19 protein-coding genes are annotated in these 26,513 nt (G+C 70.1%); 8 read left to right on the forward strand and 11 right to left on the reverse strand.

Translation table 11 applies throughout. The features are described 5' to 3' along the window. Window positions 1-531 precede the first annotated feature (531 nt). The 3 genes from ACIRP2_RS12895 to ACIRP2_RS12905 all read left to right on the forward strand — a co-directional run bounded on the left by ACIRP2_RS12895 (window position 532) and on the right by ACIRP2_RS12905 (window position 3,117). Window positions 532-1,185: a DUF6230 family protein gene (locus tag ACIRP2_RS12895; protein WP_404249270.1), complete on the forward strand. Its 654-nt coding sequence runs from the start codon at window positions 532-534 to the stop codon at window positions 1,183-1,185. 95 nt (window positions 1,186-1,280) lie between these two features. Then, complete coding sequence (locus ACIRP2_RS12900; protein WP_404249272.1) at window positions 1,281-1,850, forward strand: DUF6114 domain-containing protein; 570 nt, start codon at window positions 1,281-1,283, stop codon at window positions 1,848-1,850. Continuing rightward, window positions 1,840-3,117 carry a hypothetical protein gene (locus tag ACIRP2_RS12905; RefSeq protein WP_404249274.1) on the forward strand — a complete coding sequence of 426 codons (1,278 nt, stop codon included), beginning with the start codon at window positions 1,840-1,842 and terminating at the stop codon, window positions 3,115-3,117. The genes ACIRP2_RS12900 and ACIRP2_RS12905 overlap by 11 nt, the downstream gene beginning before the upstream one ends. Window positions 3,118-3,565: 448 nt before the next feature. Here ACIRP2_RS12905 and pyk read toward each other — a convergent pair whose 3' ends face one another. From pyk to pta, 3 genes are all read right to left on the reverse strand, one after another. Beyond that, a complete protein-coding gene (gene pyk, locus ACIRP2_RS12910; protein WP_351074715.1) occupies window positions 3,566-4,996 on the reverse strand; it encodes a pyruvate kinase in 1,431 nt (476 codons plus the stop codon). A 74-nt stretch (window positions 4,997-5,070) separates the two neighbouring features. Next, a complete protein-coding gene (locus ACIRP2_RS12915) occupies window positions 5,071-6,321 on the reverse strand; it encodes an acetate kinase (RefSeq protein ID WP_404249276.1) in 1,251 nt (416 codons plus the stop codon). Further along, complete coding sequence (gene pta, locus ACIRP2_RS12920) at window positions 6,318-8,399, reverse strand: phosphate acetyltransferase (protein WP_404249278.1); 2,082 nt, start codon at window positions 8,397-8,399, stop codon at window positions 6,318-6,320. Before pta ends, ACIRP2_RS12915 begins: the two co-directional genes overlap by 4 nt. 306 nt (window positions 8,400-8,705) lie before the next feature. Between pta and ACIRP2_RS12925 the strand changes: the two genes are divergently transcribed. After that, window positions 8,706-9,731 (forward strand): ATP-dependent 6-phosphofructokinase, encoded by a 1,026-nt coding sequence (locus tag ACIRP2_RS12925; protein ID WP_351074711.1) that lies wholly within the window; start codon window positions 8,706-8,708, stop codon window positions 9,729-9,731. A 186-nt stretch (window positions 9,732-9,917) separates the two neighbouring features. Here ACIRP2_RS12925 and ACIRP2_RS12930 read toward each other — a convergent pair whose 3' ends face one another. The 3 genes from ACIRP2_RS12930 to ACIRP2_RS12940 form a co-directional block, all read right to left on the reverse strand. Next, window positions 9,918-10,556, reverse strand: coding sequence for an XRE family transcriptional regulator (locus ACIRP2_RS12930; RefSeq protein WP_404249504.1), 639 nt, complete (start codon window positions 10,554-10,556; stop codon window positions 9,918-9,920). A gap of 254 nt (window positions 10,557-10,810) precedes the next feature. Continuing rightward, window positions 10,811-11,485 carry a response regulator gene (locus ACIRP2_RS12935; protein ID WP_404249281.1) on the reverse strand — a complete coding sequence of 225 codons (675 nt, stop codon included), beginning with the start codon at window positions 11,483-11,485 and terminating at the stop codon, window positions 10,811-10,813. Beyond that, the gene (locus ACIRP2_RS12940) at window positions 11,482-13,173 is read right to left on the reverse strand and encodes an ATP-binding protein (RefSeq protein ID WP_404249283.1); all 1,692 of its coding nucleotides are present in this window, start codon (window positions 13,171-13,173) and stop codon (window positions 11,482-11,484) included. Before ACIRP2_RS12940 ends, ACIRP2_RS12935 begins: the two co-directional genes overlap by 4 nt. 131 nt (window positions 13,174-13,304) lie before the next feature. Between ACIRP2_RS12940 and ACIRP2_RS12945 the strand changes: the two genes are divergently transcribed. The 3 genes from ACIRP2_RS12945 to trxA all read left to right on the forward strand — a co-directional run bounded on the left by ACIRP2_RS12945 (window position 13,305) and on the right by trxA (window position 15,624). Beyond that, the gene (locus tag ACIRP2_RS12945) at window positions 13,305-14,675 is read left to right on the forward strand and encodes a cation:dicarboxylate symporter family transporter (RefSeq protein ID WP_404249285.1); all 1,371 of its coding nucleotides are present in this window, start codon (window positions 13,305-13,307) and stop codon (window positions 14,673-14,675) included. Window positions 14,676-14,871: 196 nt separating this feature from the next. Then, window positions 14,872-15,276: a MerR family transcriptional regulator gene (locus ACIRP2_RS12950; RefSeq protein WP_404249287.1), complete on the forward strand. Its 405-nt coding sequence runs from the start codon at window positions 14,872-14,874 to the stop codon at window positions 15,274-15,276. Window positions 15,277-15,279: 3 nt separating this feature from the next. Beyond that, entirely contained in the window at window positions 15,280-15,624 is a 345-nt protein-coding gene (gene trxA, locus ACIRP2_RS12955) for a thioredoxin (protein ID WP_404249289.1), read from the forward strand. A gap of 71 nt (window positions 15,625-15,695) precedes the next feature. On the opposite strand, the gene ACIRP2_RS12960 is transcribed toward trxA, so the two are convergent. Beyond that, complete coding sequence (locus ACIRP2_RS12960) at window positions 15,696-16,634, reverse strand: ankyrin repeat domain-containing protein (protein ID WP_404249291.1); 939 nt, start codon at window positions 16,632-16,634, stop codon at window positions 15,696-15,698. A gap of 443 nt (window positions 16,635-17,077) precedes the next feature. On the opposite strand from ACIRP2_RS12960, the gene ACIRP2_RS12965 reads away from it, so the two are divergent. Next, window positions 17,078-17,968: an NAD(P)-dependent oxidoreductase gene (locus ACIRP2_RS12965; protein WP_404249293.1), complete on the forward strand. Its 891-nt coding sequence runs from the start codon at window positions 17,078-17,080 to the stop codon at window positions 17,966-17,968. Between the two features lie 61 nt (window positions 17,969-18,029). Here ACIRP2_RS12965 and glgB read toward each other — a convergent pair whose 3' ends face one another. The 4 genes from glgB to ACIRP2_RS12985 form a co-directional block, all read right to left on the reverse strand. After that, window positions 18,030-20,459, reverse strand: coding sequence for a 1,4-alpha-glucan branching enzyme (gene glgB, locus ACIRP2_RS12970; protein ID WP_404249295.1), 2,430 nt, complete (start codon window positions 20,457-20,459; stop codon window positions 18,030-18,032). 108 nt (window positions 20,460-20,567) lie between these two features. Next, window positions 20,568-21,971 carry a maltokinase gene (locus tag ACIRP2_RS12975; RefSeq protein ID WP_404249297.1) on the reverse strand — a complete coding sequence of 468 codons (1,404 nt, stop codon included), beginning with the start codon at window positions 21,969-21,971 and terminating at the stop codon, window positions 20,568-20,570. A 240-nt stretch (window positions 21,972-22,211) separates the two neighbouring features. Then, window positions 22,212-23,918: a maltose alpha-D-glucosyltransferase gene (gene treS / locus ACIRP2_RS12980; protein WP_404249299.1), complete on the reverse strand. Its 1,707-nt coding sequence runs from the start codon at window positions 23,916-23,918 to the stop codon at window positions 22,212-22,214. After that, window positions 23,915-25,957, reverse strand: coding sequence for an alpha-1,4-glucan--maltose-1-phosphate maltosyltransferase (locus ACIRP2_RS12985; RefSeq protein WP_404249301.1), 2,043 nt, complete (start codon window positions 25,955-25,957; stop codon window positions 23,915-23,917). Before ACIRP2_RS12985 ends, treS begins: the two co-directional genes overlap by 4 nt. Between the last annotated feature and the right edge of the window lie 556 nt (window positions 25,958-26,513).

Here is a 26,513-nt window from a genome sequence, read left to right on the forward strand (position 1 = left end):
CCCCCGCTTTACCAAATCTTGATAAAAGTACGGCCTGTTACTCGCAGTAAATCGCCCCTCGGGATCTGTCCGTATTAGGGGCCCGATCCTCCCTTTCGTCCTTCCGTTCGGCGCCACCCTGTGTGGCCGGGTGATGTCACCCCGTCGCGCATCGGTTATCGGGCCGTTACTAGCGAGTAACGAACCCCCTTGTGCCACGGGCGGGAATGCACCACGATCGGCCACGCTCGGTCCAATAACGCCAGCCCGGCTGCCAGTCGGCGCGGCGGCCCTGTTGGGTCCCCACCGAGTGGGTCGGCGGTAGTGGCGCCGACTCCGGACAGGGGGGTTCCTGCCGTCCGGCAGGGCCTGTCCGAACAGGTTGCGCGCATGCGTGGCCAGTGGTTGTCGCTCGGGGGTGATCGCCGGTGATTCGGACGCGGTTCCAGCCTCCGTGCGCGGCGCTCTCTTTCCGAGGACGTAGCACTTCTCCCATCCCAGGACGGGCCCAGGCCCGGACCGGAGATGTACGTCCGAGAAGGAGGAAAATTTATGAGTTCCCAGGTTCGTGGCGGCACCAGATGGAAGCGTTTCGCTCTGGTCATGGTGCCGAGCGTCGTCGCGACCGCCGCAGTGGGTGTCGGTCTCGCGCAGGGTGCCCTCGCGGCGTCCTTCAGCGTGTCCGGCCAGAGCTTCAAGGTGCACGCGGACAGTCTCGTCGGCCACAACTTCGTCCAGTACGGTTCCGTCGCCACCGGCACGAACCCTGAGGGCGAGAACGGGGCGCACGCCGTTGCCGTTTCCGGCTTCAGTGACGCCACGATCACCAACATGTGCCAGTCGGTGGTCACTCCGAACCTTCCGTTCGGCCTCGGCAACGTCACGCTGCAGCTGCATGCGGGTACGAACCCGAAGAAGCCGGTCGAGGCGACCAATCTGTACCTGGACATCGCCGAGCTCGACGCGGACGCCGAGTTCAGGAACATCGACATCGGTGTTGCCGCGGGTTCTCTCAAGGACCCGAACAACCCCAAGTCGATCGGCATCCAGCCTCGCACCCAGGCGAACCCGAACGGCTTCGCGCAGCGCGCCGAAGAGGCGAAGCTGACCGATGTGAGGCAGACGGCGTGGGCGACCACCGCAGGCACCTTCAAGCTCAGCAACCTGAGCCTGCGGCTGAAGTCGGGCGTCAAGGAGTGCTACTAAGCGCTCGCCCGGGCGGCCGGGGTGCCCGAAACGGGCCTCCGGCTGCCCACCCATTCTCTTCTCACAGCAGTACCGGTTCCAGGGAGCTGTTTTCCATGAGCCCCGAGTCCACAGGGCAGAACGAGCACTACCTCCGCGTCCTCCGGCGGAGATTCCGCACCTGGCGGGGTAACCGGCCGTTCTGGGCGGGCCTGTTCACCATGGTGGGTGGTCTACCCATCGCGTACTTCCCGTACGCCAACATGCACCTCGGCAACATCACGCTGGCGATGTCCACGACCGCCGGTGCCGGATCGCTGATCATCGGGGTCCTGCTGATCACGCTGGGCCTCACGATGTGGTTCCACCACATCGTCAGAGTGTTCGCCGGTGTCGCCGCGATCCTGCTGGCACTGATCTCCATACCGGTCGCCAACATCGGCGGGTTCCTGGTCGGCTTCCTGTTCGCCCTGCTCGGTGGAGCGCTCTCCATCTCCTGGGCCCCGGGCGAGCCGAAGCCCGACCCCACGGACACCGGTGCCCAGGGGCTGAAGACCGAGGACGCCGGGCCCGGGACACAGGAGCCCGAACCCGAGTTCCACAGCACGGCGGCGGTGCCCCAGCAGCAGCCGGAGCAGTACGACACGACAGTTGAGGTCGACGGCGGGAGGCATCGTGCGGGGTGACGAGACGCAGCTGAGCTCGACCGGGGAGGACCTCCGGACGAGAAGCGGGCCGCGCCACGCGGCCCCCCGGAAGTCGTTGCTGACGAAGCTGCACATACCCGCGGGCAAGGCCTTCGCGCTCGCTGCGATGCCGACGGCCGTCTTCGTGGGCATGGGGCTCACCCCCAAGCTCGCTCTGGCCGACGACAGCACGGACATCCCCTTCGCGCCCGGCCCCTGCGTGACCCGCTCCGACGAGCCGAGCGAGTCCCCGTCCCCGTCCGCGTCGGAGACGAAGTCGCCGTCCCCGTCCGCCACCGATTCCGTCGGCAAGGGCGACACGGCGACACCGAAGCCCTCGGCGACCCCCTCGGCGACCGCGTCGGCGAGCGACGCGGCGAAGCCGGAGGCGAAGGCCGCCGACGCGCCCGCCGCCGCGCCGAGCGCCTCGCCCACCCCCACGAAGTCGACGAACCCGCTCGACCCGCTGGGCCTCGGCGACGCGCTGAAGGACCTCTTCGACGGGCCGGACAAGGCCACGGCGAGCCCGTCCCCGAGCGCGAGCGCCGCGTCCCCGAAGCCGTCGCAGAGCGACACCGCCAAGCCGGCGGAGAAGGCGACGGAGAAGGCGACGGAGAAGGCCGCGGGCGCCGCGAAGGAGACCGCCGACAAGACCGCCGCCGCCATCCGTGACGCCGCGGACAGGGCCGGCAAGCCGGTCAAGGAGCTGGACGACAGCGCCAAGGGACTCGACGCCAAGAAGGACGAGGACATCCCGGACGGCGCCAAGGAGCGCTTCCCGTGTCCGACGGCCGACCCCGAGGCGCTGGCCGCGGCCGACCTGGAGACCGGCGTCCCGCTGCTCCCGACCGACCCGTGGATCCTGGACAGCTCGCTGCTCACCCTCAACGGGCTCGACTACAAGGGCATCGTCGAGGTGAAGACGCAGGACGGCACCATCAAGAAGGTGCTGAAGTTCACCGCGAGCTCCATCGACATCAAGGACCTCCACCAGCTGACGGTCGGTCCGAACGGGACCACGGCCCACGTCCAGGCGCGGAAGGGCTCCACGTCCACCATCCGCAACGGCACGGTGACGATGTACACCGAGGAGCTGAAGGGCAACCTCTTCGGCCTCATCCCGGTGACGTTCAGCCCGAAGACACCGCCGCCGCTGAACGTTCCCTTCGCGTTCTTCACCAAGGTCAAGGTGACCCAGGCCGGGCAGTTCGGCGGGACGCTCAAGGTGCCCGGACTGCACAACTACTTCACCGGCGGTAACAACTAGCCATATGCACCGGGCTGGTTCGGGAGCCCTGGAACGGTCGCGGTCCGCGCTTCATGACGAGGCGCGGACCGCGGCCGTTCACCTGTGCACGCAGACAGGGCGCGAGACGTTCGCATCGGTGGGGGTGATGTCCTGGTGGCGGAGATCTTCTCCGGTCTCGGCCGCATGGACCTCGCCGCCCACGTGGACCGCTGGTCCGATCCGGAGGTGTCACGGGCCGACGGACACGTCGGTCAGTGGTCGGCGGCGGCCGAGATGTTCGCCTCACGAATTCAGGCGGACCACGCCGCTCTGTCCGACGAGCAGTGGCAGAAGGTGGCTGCGCACCTGCCCCAAGGGCTGTCCCGGGTCAGCCCGTACCGGGGCCGTTCGTCTCGCGTACATCGAAACGGAGGGCGTCGCCCGCATCCAGGTGCGGGCGACGCCCTCCGTGCGGGTACGGGCCGCGTCAGTCGCGCGCCCCGCCGCCGACGTGGTGCACCCGCACCATGTTCGTCGTGCCCGGGATGCCGGGGGGCGAGCCGGCCGTGATGACCATCGTGTCGCCCTCGTTGTAGCGGTCCAGCTTGAGGAGTTCCGCGTCGACCAGGTCGACCATCGCGTCCGTGTTGTCCACGTGCGGGACGACGTGGGCCTCGACGCCCCAGCTCAGGGCGAGCTGGTTGCGGGTGGACTCGTCCGTGGTGAAGGCGAGGATGGGCTGCGCGGCGCGGTAGCGGGAGAGCCGACGGGCCGTGTCGCCGGACTTGGTGAAGGCGACCAGCGCCTTGCCGTTCAGGAAGTCCGCGATCTCGCAGGCGGCACGGGCCACCGAACCACCCTGGGTGCGGGGCTTCTTGCCCGGCACCAGCGGCTGGAGGCCCTTGGAGAGCAGCTCCTGCTCGGCGGCGACGACGATCTTCGACATCGTCTTGACCGTCTCGATCGGGTACGCGCCCACGCTGGACTCGGCCGAGAGCATGACCGCGTCCGCGCCGTCCAGGATCGCGTTGGCGACGTCGGACGCCTCGGCGCGGGTCGGCCGCGAGTTGGTGATCATCGACTCCATCATCTGGGTCGCCACGATCACCGGCTTGGCGTTCCGGCGGCAGAGCTCCACCAGGCGCTTCTGCACCATCGGGACCTTCTCCAGCGGGTACTCGACGGCCAGGTCGCCACGGGCGACCATCACACCGTCGAACGCCATGACGACGCCCTCCATGTGCTCGACGGCCTGCGGCTTCTCGACCTTGGCGATGACGGGGACCCGGCGGCCCTCCTCGTCCATCACCTTGTGGACGTCCTTGACGTCGTTGGCGTCCCGTACGAAGGAGAGCGCCACCAGGTCGCAGCCCATCCGCAGGGCGAACCGCAGGTCCTCGACGTCCTTCTCGGACAGGGCCGGGACATTGACCGCCGCGCCGGGCAGGTTGATGCCCTTGTGGTCGGAGACGACGCCGCCCTCGATGACGATGGTCCTGACCCGGGGACCGTCGACCGCGACGACCTTCAGCTCGACGTTGCCGTCGTTGATCAGGATCGGGTCGCCCTTGGCGACGTCGCCGGGCAGGCCCTTGTAGGTCGTGCCGCAGATCGACTTGTCGCCGGGTACGTCCTCCGAGGTGATGGTGAACTCGTCCCCGCGGACCAGCTCGACGGGGCCCTCGGCGAACTTCGCCAGGCGGATCTTCGGACCCTGGAGGTCGGCGAGGACGCCGACCGCACGGCCGGTCTCGGCGGCGGCCTTGCGGACCCGGTCGTAACGACCCTGGTGCTCCTCGTGGCTGCCGTGACTGAAGTTGAAGCGTGCCACGCTCATGCCGGCCTCGATCAGAGCGACGAGCTGCTCATGGGAGTCGACGGCGGGACCGAGTGTGCAGACGATTTTGGAACGGCGCATGAGGCGGATCCTATCGGTTTGTTTCGCTGCGGAATATTCCGTCTGGTGGAAGGTACAAAGGGGCGCGGGGGTGCTCAGTTGTGGTCCTGTCCGACGAGCGCGAAGGTCTGGACGGCGATCTCCAGCTCCTCGTCCGTCGGTACCACGGCGACCGCGACCCGTGCGTGGTCCGGCGAGATCAGCCGCGATGCGCCGGACCGTACGGCGTTCAGATCCGCGTCCACCGCCAGACCGAGCTCCTCGAGACCGGCGATCGCAGCCTCCCGTACCGGTGCCGAGTTCTCCCCGACCCCCGCCGTGAACACCACGGCATCCACCCGCCCGAGGACCGCCGAATAGGCGCCGATGTACTTCTTCAGCCGGTGCACGTAGATGTCGAACGCCAGCGCCGCGCGCTCGTCGCCCTCGTCGATCCGGCGCCGGATCTCCCGCATGTCGTTGTCGCCGCAGAGCCCGAGCAGCCCGCTCCTCTTGTTGAGCAGTTCGTCGATCTCGTCCGTCGACATCCCCGCCACCCGCTTGAGGTGGAAGGTGACGGCCGGATCGATGTCGCCGGAACGCGTCCCCATCACCAGCCCCTCCAGCGGGGTCAGCCCCATCGAGGTCTCCACGCAACGGCCGCCCGCCACCGCCGAGGCCGAGGCGCCGTTGCCCAGATGCAGCACGATGACATTGACCTCCTCGGGGGTGCGCCCCAGCAGCTTGGCCGCCTTGCGGGAGACATACGCGTGCGAGGTGCCGTGGAACCCGTAGCGCCGGATGCGGTGCACGTCGGCGGTCTCGGTGTCGATCGCGTACCGCGCCGCGTACTCCGGCATCGTGGTGTGGAACGCCGTGTCGAAGACCGCCACCTGCGGAAGGTCCGGGCGCAGGGCCCGCGCGGTACGGATGCCGACGATGTTCGCCGGATTGTGCAGCGGGGCCACCGGGACCAGGCGCTCGATCTCCTTCAGCACCTCGTCGTCGACGACCACCGGCTCGGTGAAGCGCAGCCCGCCGTGCACCACCCGGTGCCCGATCGCCGCCAGTGCGGGGGAGTCCAGGCCCAGCCCGTCGGCGGCCAGTTCCTCGGCCGCCGCCCTCAGCGCGGATTCGTGGTCGGCGATCGGGCCGATCCGCTCACGCGGCTCGGCACCTTGGCCGACCAGCGGGGTGTGCACCAGCCGGGAGGTCTCCTCGCCGATCCGCTCGACCAGTCCGGCCGCGAGGCGGGAGTGGTCGCTCATGTCCAGGAGCTGGTACTTCACCGACGAGGAGCCGGAGTTGAGGACGAGGACGCGATGCGCGGACGCGGTGGGAGGGGCGTCTGCGGTTGGGGTGGTCATGCGGTTCGCTCCTCGCTCTGCGCCTGGATCGCCGTGATGGCCACGGTATTGACGATGTCCTGGACCAGCGCGCCCCGGGACAGGTCGTTGACCGGCTTCCGCAGGCCCTGGAGCACCGGACCGACGGCCACCGCGCCCGCCGAGCGCTGCACGGCTTTGTAGGTGTTGTTGCCGGTGTTCAGGTCCGGGAAGATCAGCACCGTAGCCCGGCCCGCCACCTCGGAGCCCGGCAGCTTCGTCGCGGCCACGCTCGGCTCCACCGCGGCGTCGTACTGGATGGGGCCCTCGATCCTGAGGTCCCGCCGGCTCTCGCGCACCCGTTCCGTCGCCTCGCGCACCTTGTCGACGTCGGCGCCCGAACCCGAGGTGCCCGTCGAGTACGACAGCATCGCGATCCGCGGCTCCACGCCGAAGCGGGCGGCGGTGGCGGCCGACTGGATCGCGATGTCCGCGAGCTGTTCCGCGTCCGGGTCCGGGTTGACCGCGCAGTCGCCGTACACCAGGACCTCGTCGGCGAGGCACATGAAGAAGACGGAGGAGACGATCGAGGCGTCCGGCCGAGTCTTGATGATCTCGAAAGCGGGGCGGATCGTCGCCGCGGTGGAGTGCACGGACCCGGAGACCATGCCGTCCGCGAGCCCCTCCTGGACCATCAGCGTGCCGAAGTAGTTGACGTCCGCGACGACGTCGTACGCCAGCTCCAGGGTGACCCCGCGATGCGCGCGCAGCTGTGCGTACCGCTCGGCGAACGCCTGGCGCAGTTCGGAGGAGTGCGGGTCGATGAGCCGGGTGGCGGCGAGGTCGATGCCGAGGTCGGCGGCCTTCTTGCGGATGACGTCGGGGTCACCGAGGAGCGTGAGGTCGCAGACGTCGCGGCGCACCAGCACGTCGGCGGCGCGCAGCACCCGTTCCTCGGTGCCTTCCGGCAGGACGACCCGGCGCCGGTCGGTGCGGGCCTGTTCCAGCAGTTGGTGCTCGAACATCATCGGGGTGACACGGCCGCTGCGGGCCACCGAGATCCGCTCCAGCAGGGCGCCGGTGTCCACATGGCGCTCGAAGAGGCCGAGCGCGGTCTCCGCCTTCCGGGGCGTCGCCGCGTTCAACTTGCCTTCCATCGCGAAGAGCTGCGCCGCAGTGGGGAAGGAGCCGCCGGCCACCGCGACGACCGGGGTGCCCGGTGCGAGTCGCGCGGCCAGCTTGAGTATCTCCTCGCCGGGACGTTCGTCCAGGGTCAGCAGCACACCCGCGATCGGCGGGGTCCCGGCGCTGTGCGCGGCCAGTGAGCCGATCACCAGGTCCGCCCGGTCCCCCGGCGTGACCACCAGACAGCCCGGGGTCAGCGCGTTCAGCATGTTCGGCAGCATCGCGCCACCGAAGACGAAGTCCAGCGCGTCCCTGGCCAGCCCGGAGTCGTCGCCGAGCAGCACCGTGCCGCCGAGCGCCGCGGTGATCTGGGTGACGGTCGGCGCGGAGAGCGCGGCGTCGTCCGGCAGCACCGAGCAGAGGACGGGGAGCTGGGCCGCCAGCCGCTCGGCGATGGCGTCGCGGTCCTCGGCCGCCACCCGGTTCACGACCATCGCGAGGACGTCGCAGCCCAGGCCGGCGTACGCCCGGTAGGCGTTACGGGCCTCGGCCCGTACGGACTCGGCGGTCTGGTCCTTCCCACCGACCACCGCGATCACGGAAGCGCCGAACTCGTTGGCGAGACGGGCGTTGAGCGCCAGCTCGTCGGGCAGCTGGGTGGCGGCGAAGTCCGTGCCGAGTACCAGTACCACCTCGTACTTCCGGGCCACCCGATGGAAGCGTTCGACGAGCTGGGAGACCAGCTCGTCCGTACCCTGTTCCGCCTGGAGCGCGGACGCCTCGTGATAGTCCAGACCGTAGGCCGACGCGGGGTCCTGGGGGAGCCGGTAGCGGGCCCGCAGCAGTTCGAACAGCCGGTCGGGCCCGTCGTGGACGAGCGGCCGGAACACTCCGACCCGGTCCACCTGACGCGTCAGGAGCTCCATGACTCCCAGATCGACGACCTGGCGACCGTCTCCCCGGTCGATACCGGTCACGTACACGCTGCGCGTCACGCGTGCTCTCCCGTCCAATTTTGTGGTTTGGGATGGTATTGCCATGTTGACGATACCTGTGGGGGCCGAGGCGCCGCCCGCCGGGCGAGAGGCCCTGTGCGCAGGGGTGCGGCCCCTCCCGCCCTTCCGGTCGGACCGCCGTCGGATCCACCGCCGTCTCCGGCGCGGCACCCGTGCGGGCACCCCGCGTCGGCCGGGAGCGCGAGGTCCAGACCTGACGTGGGACAATCGTGGTGGCTCACGGTACGGGGGATTCTGTAGTCGCCCCCGAAACGCACGACACTAGCGAGCAGGAGATACAGCACGATGCGCATCGGAGTTCTCACCGCAGGCGGCGACTGCCCAGGCCTGAACGCAGTGATCCGGTCGGTCGTGCACCGGGCCGTGGTGGGTCACGGCGACGAAGTCATCGGTTTCGAGGACGGGTTCAAGGGACTCCTCGACGGTCACTTCCGCCCCCTCGACCTCAACGCGGTCAGCGGCATCCTGGCCCGCGGCGGGACCATCCTCGGTTCGGCCCGGCTGGAGCGCGACCGGCTCCGCGAGGCCGCCGAGAACTGCGCCGAGCTGAGTCGCCGTTACGGCATGGACGCGCTGATCCCGATCGGCGGCGAAGGCACTCTCACCGCCGCGCGGATGCTGTCGGACGCCGGAATGCCCGTCGTCGGCGTTCCCAAGACCATCGACAACGACATCTCCGCCACCGACCGCACCTTCGGCTTCGACACGGCGGTGGGCGTCGCCACCGACGCCATAGACCGCCTCAAGACCACCGCCGAGTCGCACCAGCGGGTCATGGTCGTCGAGGTGATGGGCCGGCACGCCGGCTGGATCGCTCTGGAGTCCGGAATGGCGGGCGGCGCGCACGGCATCTGCCTCCCCGAGCGCCGCTTCCAGGTCGAGGACCTGGTCAAGATGGTCGAGGAGCGCTTCGCGCGCGGCAAGAAGTTCGCGGTCATCTGTGTCGCCGAGGGCGCGCACCCGGCCGAGGGCTCCATGCCGTACGCCAAGGGCGAGATCGACCAGTACGGTCATGAGCGCTTCCAGGGCATCGGCAACCGGCTCGCCATCGAGTTGGAGACCCGGCTCGGCAAGGAGGCCCGGCCGGTCATTCTCGGTCATGTGCAGCGCGGCGGCACGCCGACCGCGTACGACCGGGTGCTCGCCACCCGCTTCGGCTGGCACGCGGTGGAGGCCGCGCACCGGGGCGACTTCGGCCGGATGACGGCCCTGCGCGGCAACGACATCGAGATGGTTCCGCTCGCCGACGCCATCACCCGGCTCAAGACGGTGCCCGCGGACCGGATGGACGAGGCCGAATCGGTCTTCTGACCCCGCACGCCCGAGGCGGCGTCGCAAACCGTGGCCGGCGGCCTCGGCCGTCCTCCCCGTGGACGGCCGGGGCCGCTCGCCGCCCTTCGGCCCGCAGCCACCGAGGCGGTGCGGGCGGGCCGCGACCCGGTGACCCCGAAGGCGGCCCCGACGGACGAGAACCGCGGTCACCGGGGTCCGCACGGCTCAGGCGCTCGTCCCCTCCACCCCCGCCGTCCGCCAGAACCGTTCCACGATCTCCGCCAGGAACTCCCGCCCCGCGTCGCCCGTCGCCCCGGCGCGTTCCGTACCGGTGCTGCTCCAGCTCAGCGTCGACACCATCAGCGCCTGGTAGTCGGCGTGCAGCTGTTCCAGTACGTCCTGCAGGAACCCGCGCTCCAGCGGCACCAGCTTCGCCACCGGCCGGACATGTGCCTGCCAGCGCGTCGTCACCGCGCCGCGCAACAGCTCCGCCAGCTCCTCCTCCCGGCCGGACACCGCCACGAACCCGGCGGCCGTCAGCCCCAGCACCTCGCTGAGCACCGCGGACTGGCGTTCATTGCCGCGCCAGCGGCCCGACTCCTCCATCCGCAGATAGGCGGAGGGACTCAGCCCCAGCAGACGCGCCAGTTCCTCCGCGGCCAGCTCCCGCGCCACCCGGTGCTCCCGCAGGGTGCGCGCGGCGGTGAGCAGCTCGCCCGGCGAGCACCACAGCACGCCTGCCAGTGCCGTGAGTTCGTACTCGCTCGGGACGGTGAGTCCGCGCTCCCAGGCGACCACCGTCTCCGTGCCGACCCGGAGTCCGTACTGGGCCCCGAGGCCGTAGGCGACATGGCCGGGAAGCATCCCCAGGGCCTCGCGGAGTCGGCGCGCGGCGGGAGCGTTGAAGGGCGGGGAGGGGTGCACGGCCCCACCGTAGGAGTCAACAGGTGGCCTGACTACGGTGTGTTCCGCCGATATCACGGCTCGTAGGAACATCCTAGGACGTGTCCTCGGACGGGTGTCGCACCGTGGGCGGCAGTACGAGGACACGGCCCGGGGCCTCTCACGCCGACGGTCCTCGCGCTCGTCACCGGACAGATGCCTGGCGCCGCACGGGCTCAGCGCACCTGGGCCACCCACCGGTAGTACAGCTCCGGACGCCCGATCTGGCCGTACTGCGGACTGCGCACCGCGCGCCCCACCGTCACCAGGTGCTCCAGATAACGGCGCGCGGTGATCCGCGAGATGCCCAGCTCCGCCCCGGCCGCACCCGAGGTCACGCCGTCCGGCGCGGCCCGCAGGACGCGGGTGACGGCCTCCAGCGTCGGGCTGCTCAGCCCTTTCGGCAGCCGGGACGGCTGCGGAGCGCGCAGTGCGCCGAGCGCCCGGTCCACCTCGTCCTGGCCGCTCGCCTCACCGGCCGCCGCGCGGAACTCGGCGTAGCGGACCAGCCGGTCGCGCAGGGTCGCGAAGGTGAACGGCTTCAGCACGTACTGGACGACACCGAGCGACACCCCTTCCCGGACCACCGCGAGATCGCGTGCCGACGTCACCGCGATGACGTCGGCACCGTGCCCGGCCGCGCGCAGGGAGCGCAGCAACTGCAGACCGTGCCCGTCGGGCAGATACAGATCCAGCAGCAGCAGATCGACCGGCACGCGGTCCAGCGCCCGCACCGCCTCGGCCCGCGAGTGCGCGACCGCGGCCACGGTGAATCCGGGGACCCGGCCCACGTACAGCCGATGGGCGTCCGCCGCGACCGGATCGTCCTCGACGACCAGCACCTGGATCATGCGGTGGCCTCCTTCGTGGTGTGCGTCGTGCGGTCGCCGACGGCCAGCGGCAATCGCACCGTGAACTCCGCACCGCCGTCCGGGCCGCGGTCCAGCGCCACCGTTCCGCCGTTGCGGTGCACCGCCTGCCGGACGAGGGCCAGGCCGATGCCCCGGCCCGCGCCATGTGTCGACCAGCCCCGGTCGAACACCTCGGCGGCGTCGTCCGGATCGATCCCGGCCCCGGAGTCGGCGACCCGCAGCAGCAACTCGCCCTCGCCCGCGAGGGCGGTGACGGTGACCCGCGCACGGGCGGCCCGGCCCGGCCCGGCCGTCCGCGGGGCGGGCACGGATTCCGGACCGGGCGCACCGGCCACCGCCTCCGACGCCGCGTCCACCGCGTTGTCGATCAGATTGCCGAGGACCGTCACCAGATCCCGGTGCGGCAGCGTCGCGGGCAGGGCGCCGTCGTCGATCAGACTGTCGTCCGCCAGCACCAGTTCCACCCCCCGCTCGTTCGCCTGCGCCGCCTTGCCGAGCAGCAGTGCCGCCAGCACCGGCTCGGCGACCGCGTCCACCACCCGGTCGGTGAGGGCCTGGGCCAGCTCCAGTTCCGCGGTGGCGAAACCCACCGCCTCCTCGGCCCGCCCCAGTTCGATCAGCGAGACGACGGTGTGCAGCCGGTTCGCCGCCTCGTGCGCCTGCGAGCGCAGCGCCTGGGTGAACCCCCGCTCGGAGTCCAACTCTCCGGACAGCGCCTGGAGTTCCGTGTGATCGCGCAGTGTCACCACCGTGCCGCGCTGCTCCCCGCCCACCACCGGGCGGGTGTTGACCACGATGACCCGGTCCGCCGTCAGATGCAGCTCGTCGACGCGCTTCTCGGAGGCGAGCAGCGCACCGGTCAGCCGGGCCGGCAGATCCAGCTCGGTGATCCTGCGCCCGACGGCCTCCGGTTCGAGTCCGAGCAGTTCCCGGCCCGCGTCGTTGATCAACGCGATCCGGCGCCCTCCGTCGAGCATCAGCAACCCCTCGCGCACCGCGTGCAGCGTGGCCTGGTGGTAGTCGTGCATCCGGCTCAGCTCGGCCGCGTTCATGCCGTGCGTGTGCCGCCGGAGCCGGGCGTTGATCACATACGTACCGAGGCCGCCGAGTGCCAGCGCCCCGCCCGCCGCCATCCCCAGCGCCCCGAGCTGCGCCCGCACCTGCGAGGAGACCCGGTCGACCGTGATGCCCGCGCTGACCAGACCGACGATGCGGCCGCCGTCCCGGATCGGGGTGACGACCCGGATCGAGGGGCCGAGCGTGCCGGTGTACGTCTCCGAGAACGTCTCGCCGCGCAGCGCCTGCGCGGTGTGCCCGAGGAACCTCTCGCCGATCCGGTCGGTGTCCGGATGCGTCCAGCGGACCCGGTCCGGGGACATGATCGTGACGAAGGCGATCCCGGTGTCCGCGCGCACCTTCTCCGCGTACGGCTGCAGCACGGCGGACGGGTCCGGGGTGCGGATGGCCTCCCGTACGGACGGCGAGTCGGCGATCGCCAGCGCGGCGGCCCTGACCTGCCGGGTCGCGGTCTGCTTCGCCTGCTCACGGCCGGAGACATAGGTGAAGAACGCACACCCGACCACCACGGCGGTGAGCAGCACCACCTGCATGGCGAAGAGCTGACCGGCCAGGCTGCGCGGGCGGGTACGGGGACGGGGGAAGCGCATGGCCACAGTGTGCCTGGCCGAAAACATATGAACGAAATGCACGTAACAGTGACCGGCGTCACAGCGGAGCGGGATAGTCGCCAAGCCCCCCAGGGACGGGGGAGCGACCCTGACGAGCCGAGGAGAACCCCGTGGGAGTGGCAGCCGCCAAGCGGGACCGTACGCATTATCTGTATCTCGCCGTGATCGCGGCTGTGGGCCTCGGCATCCTCGTGGGCTTCGCGGCCCCGGGCGTCGCGGTCGAACTCAAGCCGATCGGCACCGGCTTCGTGAACCTGATCAAGATGATGATCTCGCCCATCATCTTCTGCACGATCGTGCTGGGCGTCGGTTCGGTGCGCAAGGCCGCCAAGGTCGGCGCGGTCGGCGGCCTCGCCCTGGGTTACTTCCTGGTGATGTCGACCGTCGCACTCGCCATCGGTCTGCTCGTCGGCAACCTCCTGGAGCCCGGCCAGGGCCTCCACCTCACCGAAGCGGTGCGTGCCGCCGGTGAGAAGCAGGCCGCGGGCGCGAGCGAGTCCACCGTCGACTTCCTGCTCGGCATCATCCCGACGACGATGGTCTCCGCCTTCACCGGGGGCGAGGTGCTGCAGACCCTGCTCATCGCCCTCCTCGCGGGCTTCGCACTGCAGGCCATGGGGTCGGCGGGCGAGCCGGTCCTGCGCGGCATCGGCCACATCCAGCGCCTGGTGTTCCGGATCCTCGCCATGATCATGTGGGCGGCCCCGGTCGGCGCGTTCGGCGCGATGGCGGCGGTGGTCGGCGAGACCGGGGTCGACGCGCTGAAGTCGCTCGCGATCATCATGGTCGGCTTCTACGTCACCTGCGCGATCTTCGTCTTCGTGGTGCTCGGTGCCATCCTGCGACTGGTTGCCGGGATCAACCTGCTGTCCCTGCTGAAGTATCTGGGCCGCGAATTCCTGCTGATCCTCTCCACCTCGTCGTCGGAGTCCGCCCTGCCGCGGCTCATCGCGAAGATGGAGCACCTGGGTGTCAGCAGGCCCGTCGTCGGCATCACCGTGCCGACCGGCTACTCCTTCAACCTCGACGGCACCGCGATCTACCTGACGATGTCCTCGCTCTTCATCGCCAACGCGATGGGCGACCCGCTGAGCGGCGGTGAGCAGGTCTCGCTGCTGCTCTTCATGATCGTCGCCTCGAAGGGTGCGGCCGGAGTCACCGGCGCGGGCCTGGCCACCCTCGCGGGCGGCCTCCAGTCGCACCGCCCCGGACTGGTCGACGGCGTCGGGCTGATCGTCGGCATCGACCGCTTCATGAGCGAGGCCCGCGCCATGACGAACTTCGCGGGCAACGCGGTGGCCACCGTCCTGGTCGGCACCTGGACCAAGGAGATCGACAAGGAGCGGGTGGACCAGGTCCTCTCCGGCGCGCTCCCGTGGAACGACGAGATGCTCAACCAGGACGCCGGGCACGGCGACGGCACGGACGGCGTTCCGGAGCCGCGCGACGGCGACCGGGAGCCGGCTGCGGCGAAGGGCTAAGGGCTGTCCCGTAATCCCCGGCGGGCGCGCAGTGATTGCGGGACAGCCCTAGGGTCCTTCGTTCGGAACAGGGCCGTCCCCGGCCACGCCACACGGACACAGGGCCATCGCGGAATCCTCCGCGACGGCCCTGTGTCGTCTTCCGCGGTGATTCCTCCTTGCCTTGACGTCCGCGTCAAGGTCTACGGTCGAAGACATGCGAATCGGGGAGCTGGCCGAACGGGCCGGGACGACGACGCGGACCCTGCGGTACTACGAGTCACGTGGACTGCTGCCCGCGCGACGGGCCGACAACGGGTACCGCGCGTACGACGAGGACGACCTGCGCCTCGTCCAGCAGATCCGGACCCTGCAGGACTTCGGGTTCGAACTGGAGGAGACCCGGCCGTTCGTCGAGTGCCTGCGCGCCGGCCACCCGGCCGGTGACGCCTGCCCCGCTTCGCTCGCCGTCTACCGGCGCAAGCTCGGCGAGCTCGACTCGCTCATCGAGCAGCTCCGCACGGTACGCGCCCAGGTGGGCGCACAGCTCGCGAGAGCCGAGCTGGAGGCCGCGGCAGAACTTCCGGGCGGTCCGGAACCACGTTGTGAACTGGGAGGATGACAGATGATTCATGCGGCAGAGGGTGTGGCCGAGGTCACCGACACCACCTTCGACGAAGAGGTGCTCGGGGCCGACCTCCCCGTCCTGGTCCAATTCACCGCCGACTGGTGCGGCCCGTGCCGTCAACTCGCCCCCGTCCTCGGCGCAGTCGCCGCCGAGGAGGCCGGGCGTATCAAGATCGTCCAGATCGACGTCGACACCAGCCCCGGGATCGCGAGCCGGTACGCGGTGCTGGCGACGCCGACCCTGATGGTGTTCCGCTTCGGCGAACCAGTGAAGTCGATGGTGGGAGCCCGGCCCAAGCGCAAGCTGCTCCAGGAGCTGGAGGACGTGTTCGCGGGGGTGTGAGGCGGGGACGGGGCGTACGTCCGAACCCTTCCGCTCGGGCCCTGTCGGGAGCGGCGGGCCTCGACCGGGGATCAGAGCAGCGCCCGGCTCCAGTCGGCGGTGCCCAGCCTGCGGGTCTTCAGCGTGTCGAGGCGCCATTCGCCGTGTTTCTTGACTGCGGTGTAGAGCCGTTCGGAACGAAACGGGTGGTCGAGTGGATCACGAACGAGGAGTTCGCATCTGTTGGGCTTGGGACGGTGGACCGAATGGAGTGTCTCGCGTTCGTCCACTTCGGTCGGTGTCCCGATGCTGTGCGGGCGGTAGGTGCGCGGGCGGACGCTGAGATAGGCCGACGCGAGTACGTCTCGCTCCGCACACAGCGCGTCGAGGTCCCGGGCCCGATCGGCGAGGGCGTCCTGTTCCCACTTCGCCATCCGGAGGATATAGCCGCGTACGACTGCGACAGGGTCGGCGTAGTCCACCCGGGCGGGGGCCACCGAAGGCCAGGAGAGAGCGGGCGGCTCGGCGACGGGTGGCGGGAGAACGGCGCCGGCTTCGACGAGCAGCCGATGAACGTGGGCTGCCCCGTCGTTGCCGGCCGATTCACGGTTCAGGGAGAGCGCATTCCGGCCGGAGCCGTCCGTGACGGCGACACCCGCGGTGTGCTCGAGCAGGATGCGCACCGCGTCCGCGTGGCCCTGTTGGGACGCGAGCATGAGCGGGGTGCGATCGAAGTCACCATTGGCGCTGTCGACAGCGGCGCCGTGATCGAGGAGCACCCGCACGAGGTGCGTGTCCCCTTGTGCCGCGGCCCAGCCCAACGGCGTGAATCCGACGGCGGTGTCACGTGCCTCGACATCGGCAGACGCTGCCAGGAGGACAGCGGCCGTATCGAGGTGACCGCCGATGACCGCCTCGAGAAGGGGCGTTCTCCCCGTTCCCCGGGCACGCACGTCCACGTCGCACCGGGTCTGAACGAGCTTCCGCACCGATTCGGTGTCGCCGCTGCTGCTCGCGCGCAGAAGTGTCATGGTCGTGATCCTTGGTCGAGGGTTCTCCGCGTGCTGGGCATCGTAGGCCGATGCCCGGGCCCGGGCGCGTGTCAGGGGCTCCGGTGGACCCTCGCACCGAACCGGGAACCGGACGCCGAACCGCAGACGTGCGCCATGCCGTGCGTCGTGTGCGCAGACTCCTCCGCTGCGGCGGAGGACCGGGACGCCCCGCGGAGCTGGGCCCTCTCGCACTCGGGGCGCGATCCGTCCCACCACACGCACGTGAGCCGACCACCGGACCTCGGCGAACGCGCATGGACCCGCGACCAGGGCCATGGGCCGTGGACTGTGCCCTCATCACCGCACACAGGCCTCGATTCCCGAGCCTCGGTCGGCCTGGCCTGGATGCTTTCCTTCTGGTGGGTATCTGAGAAACAAGTGGGTTCTTGGCGGGTGCATCCGCCGCGATGATCATGGCGCGTATGACTACGCATACGAACACCTCGTCCGCACCCGTCAGTGTCACCGTCATCGGCCTCGGCTCCATGGGCCGGGCCCTCGCCGGCGCCCTCCTGGACGACGGGCACCGCATCACCGTCTGGAATCGTTCCCCGGGCAAGGGCGATGAGCTCGTCACCCGGGGTGCGGTCCGCGCCGCATCGGCCGAAGAGGCCGTGCGTGCAAGTGAATTGGTGGTCGTCTGTGTCGTCGACCACGAGGCCTCGCAGCGGGTGCTCGGCCCGCTGGCGGACGCTCTCGCCGGGCGCGTCCTGCTCGATCTCACCTCCGACACCCCGGACCGGGTCCGTGCCTCCGCGGCCTGGGCGCAGGCACATTCGCTCGACTACCTGGCGGGCGCGATCATGGTGCCGATCGAGGTGGTCGGCGGGCCGGATGCGCTGATCTTCTACTCGGGTTCGCGGTCCGCGTACGACCGGCACGAGGCCGTGCTCAAGGCGCTCGGCGCCAATGCCCCGTTCCTGGGGTCCGAGCACGCACTCGCCGCGGCCCACGACATGGCGATGCTGGACTTCTTCTACGGGAGCATGGCGGGGCTGGTCCACGCCTTCGCCCTGGCCGGGGCGGAGAACATCTCCGCCGCGGCCATCGCGCCGTATCTGCGGACCATCGTGGACATCCTGCCGCCCATCGTGGCCGGGACGGCGGCCGACATCGACGCGAAGCGGTACGACGGGGCCGGAGCCAACCTCGCCATGATGACCGCCGGGGTCGATCACGTGCTGCACGCGGCCGCCGGCCGGGGCCTGGACACGTCCCAGCTGGAGGCGATCAAGGCCGTCTCCGACCGTGCCATCGCCAGGGGGCACGGGGCCGACTCCTGGGCGAGCACGGTCGAGGCGCTCCGGGGGTGAGCGGGCCGGCCCGGCGGGGGCCCGCGACCGAAGGGCGGTCACGGGCCCCTCACCCTTCGGTTCACACCGGCTTGAACCAGACCGTCGCCAGCGGTGGCAACGTCAGCAGAATGCTGCCGGGGCGACCGTGCCAGGTGACCGGTTCGGGCTTCAGCGGTGCGGGATGGCACACGTCGCTGCCGCCGTACCGCGCGGCGTCCGTGTTGAGGACCTCCGCCCACGCGACCTGGTCACCGAGGACGTCCGGGACGCCGATGCGGTAGTCGTGCCGCACCACGGGGGAGAAATTGCTGACGGCGAGCAGCGGCGAACCGTGCTTGTCGTAGCGCAGGAAGGCAAAGGTGTTGTCCTCCGCCGCACCGCCGTCCACCCAGTCGAAGCCCCCCGGGTCGGTGTCGCGCTGCCAGAGCGCCGGGGTCGCGCCGTACACCGCGTTCAGGTCTCCGACCAGGGTGCGCACGCCCCGGTGGTCGGCCTCCGCCCCGTACGAGGGATCGAGCAGCCACCAGTCCGGACCGTGCCCCTCCGACCACTCCCCTCCCTGGGCGAACTCCTGTCCCATGAAGAGGAGTTGCTTGCCGGGGTGGGCCCACATGAAGCCGAGGTATGCCCGGTGGTTGGCGCGCCGCTGCCACCAGTCGCCCGGCATCTTGCCGACCAGGGCCTGCTTCCCGTGCACCACCTCGTCGTGCGAGATGGGCAGCACGTAGTTCTCGCTGTACGCGTACACCATCGAGAAGGTCATCTCGTCGTGGTGGTACTTGCGGTGCACCGGCTCCTTCGACACGTACTGCAGGGAGTCGTGCATCCAGCCCATGTTCCACTTCAGCCCGAAGCCGAGCCCGCCGAACCCGTCGGGGCCGACGACGTGGGTGGCGCGGGTGACGCCGTTCCAGGCGGTGGACTCCTCGGCGATCGTGACGACGCCCGGATTGCGCCGGTAGACGGTGGCGTTCATCTCCTGGAGGAAGGCGACGGCGTCCAGGTTCTCCCGGCCCCCACGCTCGTTCGGCGACCACTGCCCGCTGTCGCGCGAGTAGTCGAGATAGAGCATCGAGGCGACGGCGTCGACCCGCAGGCCGTCGACGTGGAACTCCTCGCACCAGTAAGTGGCGTTGGCCACCAGGAAGTTGCGCACTTCCGTGCGTCCGTAGTCGAACTCCAGCGTGCCCCAGTCCGGGTGGGCCGCCCGCGAGGGGTCGGAGTGCTCGTACAGCGGGCGGCCGTCGAACTCCGCGAGCGCCCAGTCGTCGCGCGGGAAGTGCGCGGGCACCCAGTCGACGATGACGCCGATTCCGGCCCGGTGCAGCGCGTCGACGAGGAAGCGGAAGTCGTCCGGTGTGCCCATGCGCGAGGTCGGTGCGTAGAAACCGGTGACCTGATAGCCCCAGGAGCCGCCGAAGGGATGCTCGGAGACCGGCATCAGCTCCACATGCGTGAACCCCAGGTCCTTTGCGTAGGCGGGGAGTTGCTCGGCCAGTTGGCGATACGTCAGACCTGGTCGCCAGGAGGGCAGATGCACCTCGTACACGGAGAAAGGCGCCTCGTGCACCGGTACGTCCCCGCGGTGCGCCATCCACTCCTCGTCCCGCCACTCGTGGTGCGAGGCCGTCACGATCGAGGCGGTGGCGGGCGGCACCTCGGTGCGGCGGGCCATCGGGTCGGCGCGCTGTGTACGCGAACCGTCCGGGCGGCAGATCTCGAACTTGTAGACCGTGCCCTCCCCGATCCCGGGCAGGAACAGCTCCCACACCCCCGAGGAGCCGAGCGAACGCATCGGGAAGCCGGTGCCGTCCCAGTGGTTGAAGTCCCCGATGACCCGCACACCGCGGGCGTTGGGGGCCCAGACGGTGAACCGGGTGCCGACGGCGCCCTGATGTTCCATGGGCTGCGCACCGAGGGCCGTCCACAGCTCCTCGTGCCGTCCCTCGCCGATCAGATGCAGATCGAGGTCGCCGAGGGCGGGCAGGAAGCGGTACGGGTCCTGCACCTCGGTCTCGTCGTCCTCGTAGACGACCAGGAGCCGGTACTCGGGAACGGAGGTCATCGGCAGCAGGCCCGAGAAGAGGCCGTCGCCGTCGTCGTGCAGCCGCGCGCGCAACCCCTTGGCCAGGACGGTCACGGATCGCGCGTACGGGAGCAGCACCCGGAAGGTCACACCGCCGCGCACCGGATGGGCGCCGAGCAGGTCGTGCGGGGCGTGGTGCGCTCCGGAGAGCAGCCTGCCCCGGTCGTCGGTGCCGAGGGGGCGTGCCCGGCGCACGCCCTGGCCGCCGTCGGCTCCCCGGGGGCGCGACGCCGCGGCACCGGTGGCCCGCTCGGCCGCCGGCTTCTGCCGCCCGGCAGGGGCGTCGGGGACGGCGGGGGCGTCGGTGGCGGATACGTCGGAGGCGGCCGGGGACGCCGTCCTCGCCGCAGTCGGCGGCCGGACCTGGCGGACCTCGGGCTCGGTGGGGTCGGGCGTCTTGCGGGACGGCTTGCGGGCGGTCAAGGGGACAGCCTCCTCGGAGGTGTTGTCGGGGCGGAACGGGGCGGCGTGGGCGCGGGGCCGGGCGGTGGAGCGGGAGGGCGGCGGGATCGCGGGCGGGCACCCGGGCCGTCAGTCGGCGACGGCGGCCAGGCGGTGGATCGCCGCCATCGGGACCGGAAGCCAGTCGGGCCGGTGCCGTGCCTCGTACAGCACCTCGTAGACCGCCTTGTCGGTCTCGTGGGCGCGCAACAGTTCCGGTTCGCTGCGCGGGTCGGCACCCGCGGCCTTGGCGTACCCCTCGCAGTAGGCGGTCCGGCAGCGCGCCGCCCACTCGGCGTTCCACGGGCGGTGCGAGCGGGCCGCGTAGTCGAAGGAGCGGAGCATGCCGGCGATGTCGCGCACCGGGGGCTGCGGCCGACGGCGCTCGGACAGCGGTCGGGCCGGTTCGCCCTCGAAGTCGATCAGCGACCAGAAGCCGTCGGCCGCGCGCAGGGTCTGGCCGAGGTGGAGATCGCCGTGGACCCGCTGGGCCGCCCAGCCGTGGCCCCGGTGTCCCAGCGCGGTCACCGCGTTGAAGGCGGTGCGCAGTCCGGGGACGTACGGCACGAGTGCCGGTACCGCCTGCGCGGCGGCCTCCAGCCTGCGCACCATCGCGGCGGCGAGATGCTCGGTCTGGGCGCGGCGCAGGGCGGACGTCGGCAGGGCGGCGGCGAGCGCGGTGTGCACCTCGGCGGTGGCCCGGCCCAGCGCGTGGGCCTCGCCGGTGAAGTCGCGGCCCGCGGCGAGGGCGCGCAGAGCGAGCTGCCAGCCGTCCTCCGCGCCGCGCAGGAACGGCTGCAGGACACCGAGAGTGAGCGGCTGAGGAGCGGTGGCCTCGAACCAGGCGACGGGGGCGGGCACCCGTCCGCAGCCCTCGCGGGCGAGCGCGAGCGGCAGTTCCAGATCCGGATTGGTGCCCGGGAAGATCCGGCGGAAGATCTTGAGGATGTAGGCGTCGCCGTAGACGAGCGAGGTGTTGGACTGCTCGGTTTCGAGCAGGCGCGGGGGCAGCTTCGCGGCGATGGGGGCGCCGCCCCGGTCGAAGCGCAGGACGCCGAGGGCGCCCCGGGTACGGAAGCGCTCCAGCAGGAGGGCGGCGAGACGCGCGTCGTGCAGGCCCTCGTAGACGGTCCGGCCCGCGAGCGGTCCGTTCGTCACATGGCCGATGAGCGCGGGCGCCAGCCGGGGCGGCAGCGCCGCCCTTACGCCGAGCAGCAGTTGGTAGCAGTCGTCCGGCGACTGGGCGGGCATGGACGGCTGGTGGGCCCGGACCAGCAGATGCAACAGCCCGGCCCCGGACCGGGCGCCCGCGGAATCGGTGTCCACCGGCAGTATTTCGGTCGCCGACACCAGCGAGAACGCGGTGATCGGTTCTCCCTTGCCCGCGAACCACCGCTGTCTGGGCAGCCATTCGTGCAGCAGGGGAGCGAGAGAGGGGAGCAGGGCTGTGCTGGCGGCAGCCAGGGCGACCCGAGTGGAGGCAGCCTCCGACATGGCATCGCGTCCTTTCCCCGGGCACACCACAGGATGCGAAGAGTGTCCCGGATTGCGGCAATAGCTGTCCGGCTGTGCGGGACGTGTCGGGTCAGGATGGTCCGTACGGACTCGACTCGAAGGGTTCGAAACGCCTGAGGGGACCCGGAGGGGACCGGAGGCGCTCGATATGGGGGAGAGGGTGCCCCGTGCGGGGCGGTGGAAACCGCCCCGCGGTGGGTGGTGCGCGGTGGCACCGGGTCAGCTCGGCGGCGCGTCCTTGCGCAGCCGGAACCAGTAGAAACCGTGTCCCGCGAGAGTCAGCAGGTAGGGCCACTGGCCGATGGCCGGGAACCTTACCCCGCCGATCAGCTCCACCGGATGACGCCCGTCGTACGACCGCAGATCGAGCTCCGTCGGCTGCGCGAACCGCGAGAAGCTGTGCACGCACAGCACGAGATCGTCCCCGTGTTCCCGGGTGAAGGCGAGCACGGCCGGGTTCGACGAGGGCAGTTCGTTGAACGAGCCGAGTCCGAAGGCGGGGTTCTGCTTGCGGATCTCGATCATCCGCCGCGTCCAGTGCAGCAGCGACGACGGCGAGGCCATCGACGCCTCGACATTGGTGACTTGGTAGCCGTAGACCGGATCCATGATGGTGGGCAGGTAGAGCCGCCCGGGATCACTGGAGGAGAAACCGGCGTTCCGGTCGGGCGTCCACTGCATCGGAGTGCGCACGGCGTCCCGGTCGCCCAGCCAGATGTTGTCGCCCATCCCGATCTCGTCCCCGTAGTAGAGGATCGGGGAACCGGGCAGGGACAGCAGCAGTGCCGTGAACAGCTCGATCTGGTTGCGGTCGTTGTCGAGCAGCGGTGCCAGCCGCCGCCGGATACCGATGTTGGCCCGCATCCGCGGATCCTTGGCGTACTCCGCGTACATGTAGTCGCGCTCTTCGTCCGTGACCATTTCGAGGGTGAGCTCGTCGTGGTTGCGCAGGAAGATGCCCCACTGGCAGTTCTTCGGGATCGCCGGGGTCTTCGCCAGGATTTCGGAGACCGGGTAGCGGCTCTCGCGCCTGACGGCCATGAAGATCCGGGGCATCACGGGGAAGTGGAACGCCATGTGGCACTCGTCGCCGCCGGCCTGGAACTCGCCGAAGTAGTCGACGACGTCCTCCGGCCACTGGTTGGCCTCGGCGAGCAGCACGGTGTCCGGGTAGTGCGCGTCGATCTCCTTGCGGACCCGCTTGAGGAAGTCGTGCGTCTCCGGGAGGTTCTCGCAGTTGGTGCCTTCTCGCTGGTACAGGTACGGCACGGCGTCCACGCGGAATCCGTCGATGCCGAGGTCCAGCCAGAAGCGCAGGGCGGAGATGATCTCCTCCTGCACCGCCGGGTTCTCGTAGTTGAGGTCGGGCTGGTGGGAGAAGAACCGGTGCCAGTAGTACTGCTTGCGGACCGGGTCGAAGGTCCAGTTGGACGTCTCCGTGTCGACGAAGATGATCCGGGCGTCCGGGAACTGCTTGTCGTCGTCGGCCCAGACGTAGTAGTCGCCGTACGGCCCCTCCGGGTCGGAGCGGGACTGCTGGAACCAGTCGTGCTGATCGCTCGTGTGGTTCATGACGAAGTCGATGATCACGCGCATGCCGCGCTGGTGCGCGGCGTCGACGAACTCCACGAAGTCGGCCAGATCGCCGAACTCCGGCAGTACGGCGGTGTAGTCGGAGACGTCGTAGCCGCCGTCGCGCAGCGGCGACTTGAAGAACGGCGGCAGCCAGAGGCAGTCGACACCGAGCCACTGCAGATAGTCCAGCTTGGCGGTGATGCCCTTGAGGTCGCCGATGCCGTCACCGTTGGAGTCCTGGAAGGACCGGACGAGGACCTCGTAGAACACGGCGCGCTTGAACCAGTCGGGATCGCGGTCCTTGGCCGGGGTGTCCTCGAACGTGTCGTGGACGGGCTCATTGACGATCATGGTGTGGGTGACCCTCCGGTCGGCGGGGACGGTCGCAGGACGACGATGTGTGCGGGCGTCACGCCCGGCTCCAGGCGCACATAGAAGGTCCTGCCCCAGTGATAGGTATCGCCGGTGAGCTCGTCGCGCACCGGCACGCTCTCGTGCCGGTCGAGGCCGAGTCGCGGCATGTCCAACGAGACCGTGGCCTCCTGGGTGTGGTGCGGGTCGAGGTTGACGACCACCAGAACGGTGTTCGAACCCGCACGCTTGCTGTACGCGATCAGCGCGTCGTTGTCGACGGAGTGGAAGTGCACATCGCGCAGTTGCTGCAGCGCCGGGTGACGGCGCCTGATGCGGTTGAGCCGGGTGATGAGCGGGGCCAGCGAGCGGCCCTCGCGCTCCGCCGACTCCCAGTCCCTGACCCGGATCTCGTACTTCTCCGAGTCGAGGTACTCCTCACTGCCGGGACGGACCGGAGTGTTCTCGCACAGTTCGTAGCCCGCGTACACACCCCAGGCCGGGGAGAGAGTCGCGGCGAGAACGGCTCGGGCCTCGAAGGCCGGTCGGCCCCCGTCCTGGAGATATCCGGACAGGATGTCCGGGGTGTTCACGAAGAAGTTGGGTCGCATGTAGGAGGCGGTCACGCCCGACAGTTCCGTGACGTAATCGGTGATCTCCTGTTTGCTGTTGCGCCAGGTGAAATACGTGTACGACTGCTGGAAGCCGATGGCGGCGAGCGCATGCATCATCGCGGGCCGAGTGAATGCCTCGGCCAGGAAGATCACATCCGGGTCGGTCCGGTTGATTTCAGCGATCACCTTCTCCCAGAAGACCACCGGTTTGGTGTGCGGATTGTCCACGCGGAAGATGCGCACCCCGTGATCCATCCAGAACCGCAGAATGCGGACGCTCTCCTCGACCAGTCCGTCCAGATCCTTGTCGAAGGCGATCGGAAAGATGTCCTGGTATTTCTTCGGCGGATTCTCGGCGTAGGCGATCGTGCCGTCCGCGCGATGGTGGAACCACTCGGGATGTTTCTCCACCCAGGGATGGTCGGGAGAACACTGGAGCGCGAAATCCAACGCGATCTCCATGCGCAGGGTGCGGGCGGTGCCGACGAGATGATCGAAGTCGTCGAGGGTGCCGAGCTCGGGATGGACGGCGTCGTGGCCGCCCTCGGCCGAACCGATCGCCCAGGGCACTCCCACGTCCTGGGGAGCGGGGGAGAGCGAGTTGTTGGGGCCCTTGCGATGGGTGGTTCCGATGGGATGGACGGGCGGCAGATAGACGACGTCGAACCCCATGGCGGCGACCGCGGGCAGCCGCTCGGCAGCCGTACGGAAGGTGCCGCTGACGATCCTCGCCGGCCGGGCCGCCGTCCTTCCCGCCCTGCCCTTCCCGGTCGACCCGGCCCGCCCGGCCGGTTCGACCCTGGCCCCCTCCGAACGGGGGAACAGCTCGTACCAGGAACCGAACAGGGCCCGTCGGCGCTCGACCACCAGAGGGAGCGGGGGAGACGCGGTGACCAGTTCGCGCAGCGGGTGACGGGTGAGGGCGGCCCGCGCCTCGGGGGCGAGCGCCGCGGCCAGCCGGGCGGCGGCCGGGCGGGACTCGTCGCGCAGCGCGTCGGCGGCGGCCAGCACCGCCTCGCGCCCGTCCCGTTTGGGTACGCCCTCGGCGGCCCGTTCGTACAGTGCGGCGCCCTCCGCCAGGACGAGCCCGGTGTCGCTCCCCGCCGGGATCTTGATCTCGGCGTGCTGCCGCCAGGTGGCGAGCGGATCGCCCCAGGCCTCGACCGTATACGTCCAGTGGCCCTCGGAGTCCGGGGTGACATCGGCGCCCCAGCGGTCGGTGCCGGGCGCGAGTTCGCGCATCGGCGTCCAGGGGCCGGGCCGCCCGGCCGGATCCAGCAGCACCACACTGGCGGCGACGGCGTCATGGCCCTCGCGGAAGACGGTCGCGGTGACCTGGAAGGTCTCACCGGCAACGGCCTTGGCGGGCCTTCTGCCGCAGTCGACGAGGGGACGGACGTCGAGTACGGGAATGCGACCGATCATGGAATCACCTGGGGACTGGGGCTCGGGATGAACGGGGCGCGACACGGCCGCGGAGCGCGGAATTCGCGCACCGCGAACGATGGGGTCCGTCCTTTCTAACTGTTCCGTTGACGGCTGATGGGGTGTGGGCATGGCCGCTCCTGTCCGCATTCACTCGAATGGCACTCGAATGGCTGGGGTGCGGATGTGTTTCGCGGAGGTAAACCGGATGGACATCGGTCCCGCAGCTGCCTCGCATTCATGCTGCATTCGGGCGGCATTCGCGTGCTCCCGGGATGTGCTCGAAGTGTGTACCGAAGTAGCCTTCCCACAGTTCTCGGGGGGCCAATCCGGTGGTGCGTCAACTACTCGGGCGTATCCGCGACGACCTGAATGCGCCGAGGACCGCCCCGCGTGCGCGGGCTCACCGGTGCTCTTCCGGACGCCACTGGGCAGCTTTCCCCTTGGTGTGAAGTGCCACAAGAGCGAACGAGGGAAGGGAATCGGCCATTACCTGTGTGACCCGTGTGGTTTGACCGGCCGTGAGGGGTCCCGGGTGCGAATGAGGCGGGGTGGG

Source organism: Streptomyces sp. NPDC101194 (assembly GCF_044767885.1).
Lineage (GTDB): Bacteria > Actinomycetota > Actinomycetes > Streptomycetales > Streptomycetaceae > Streptomyces.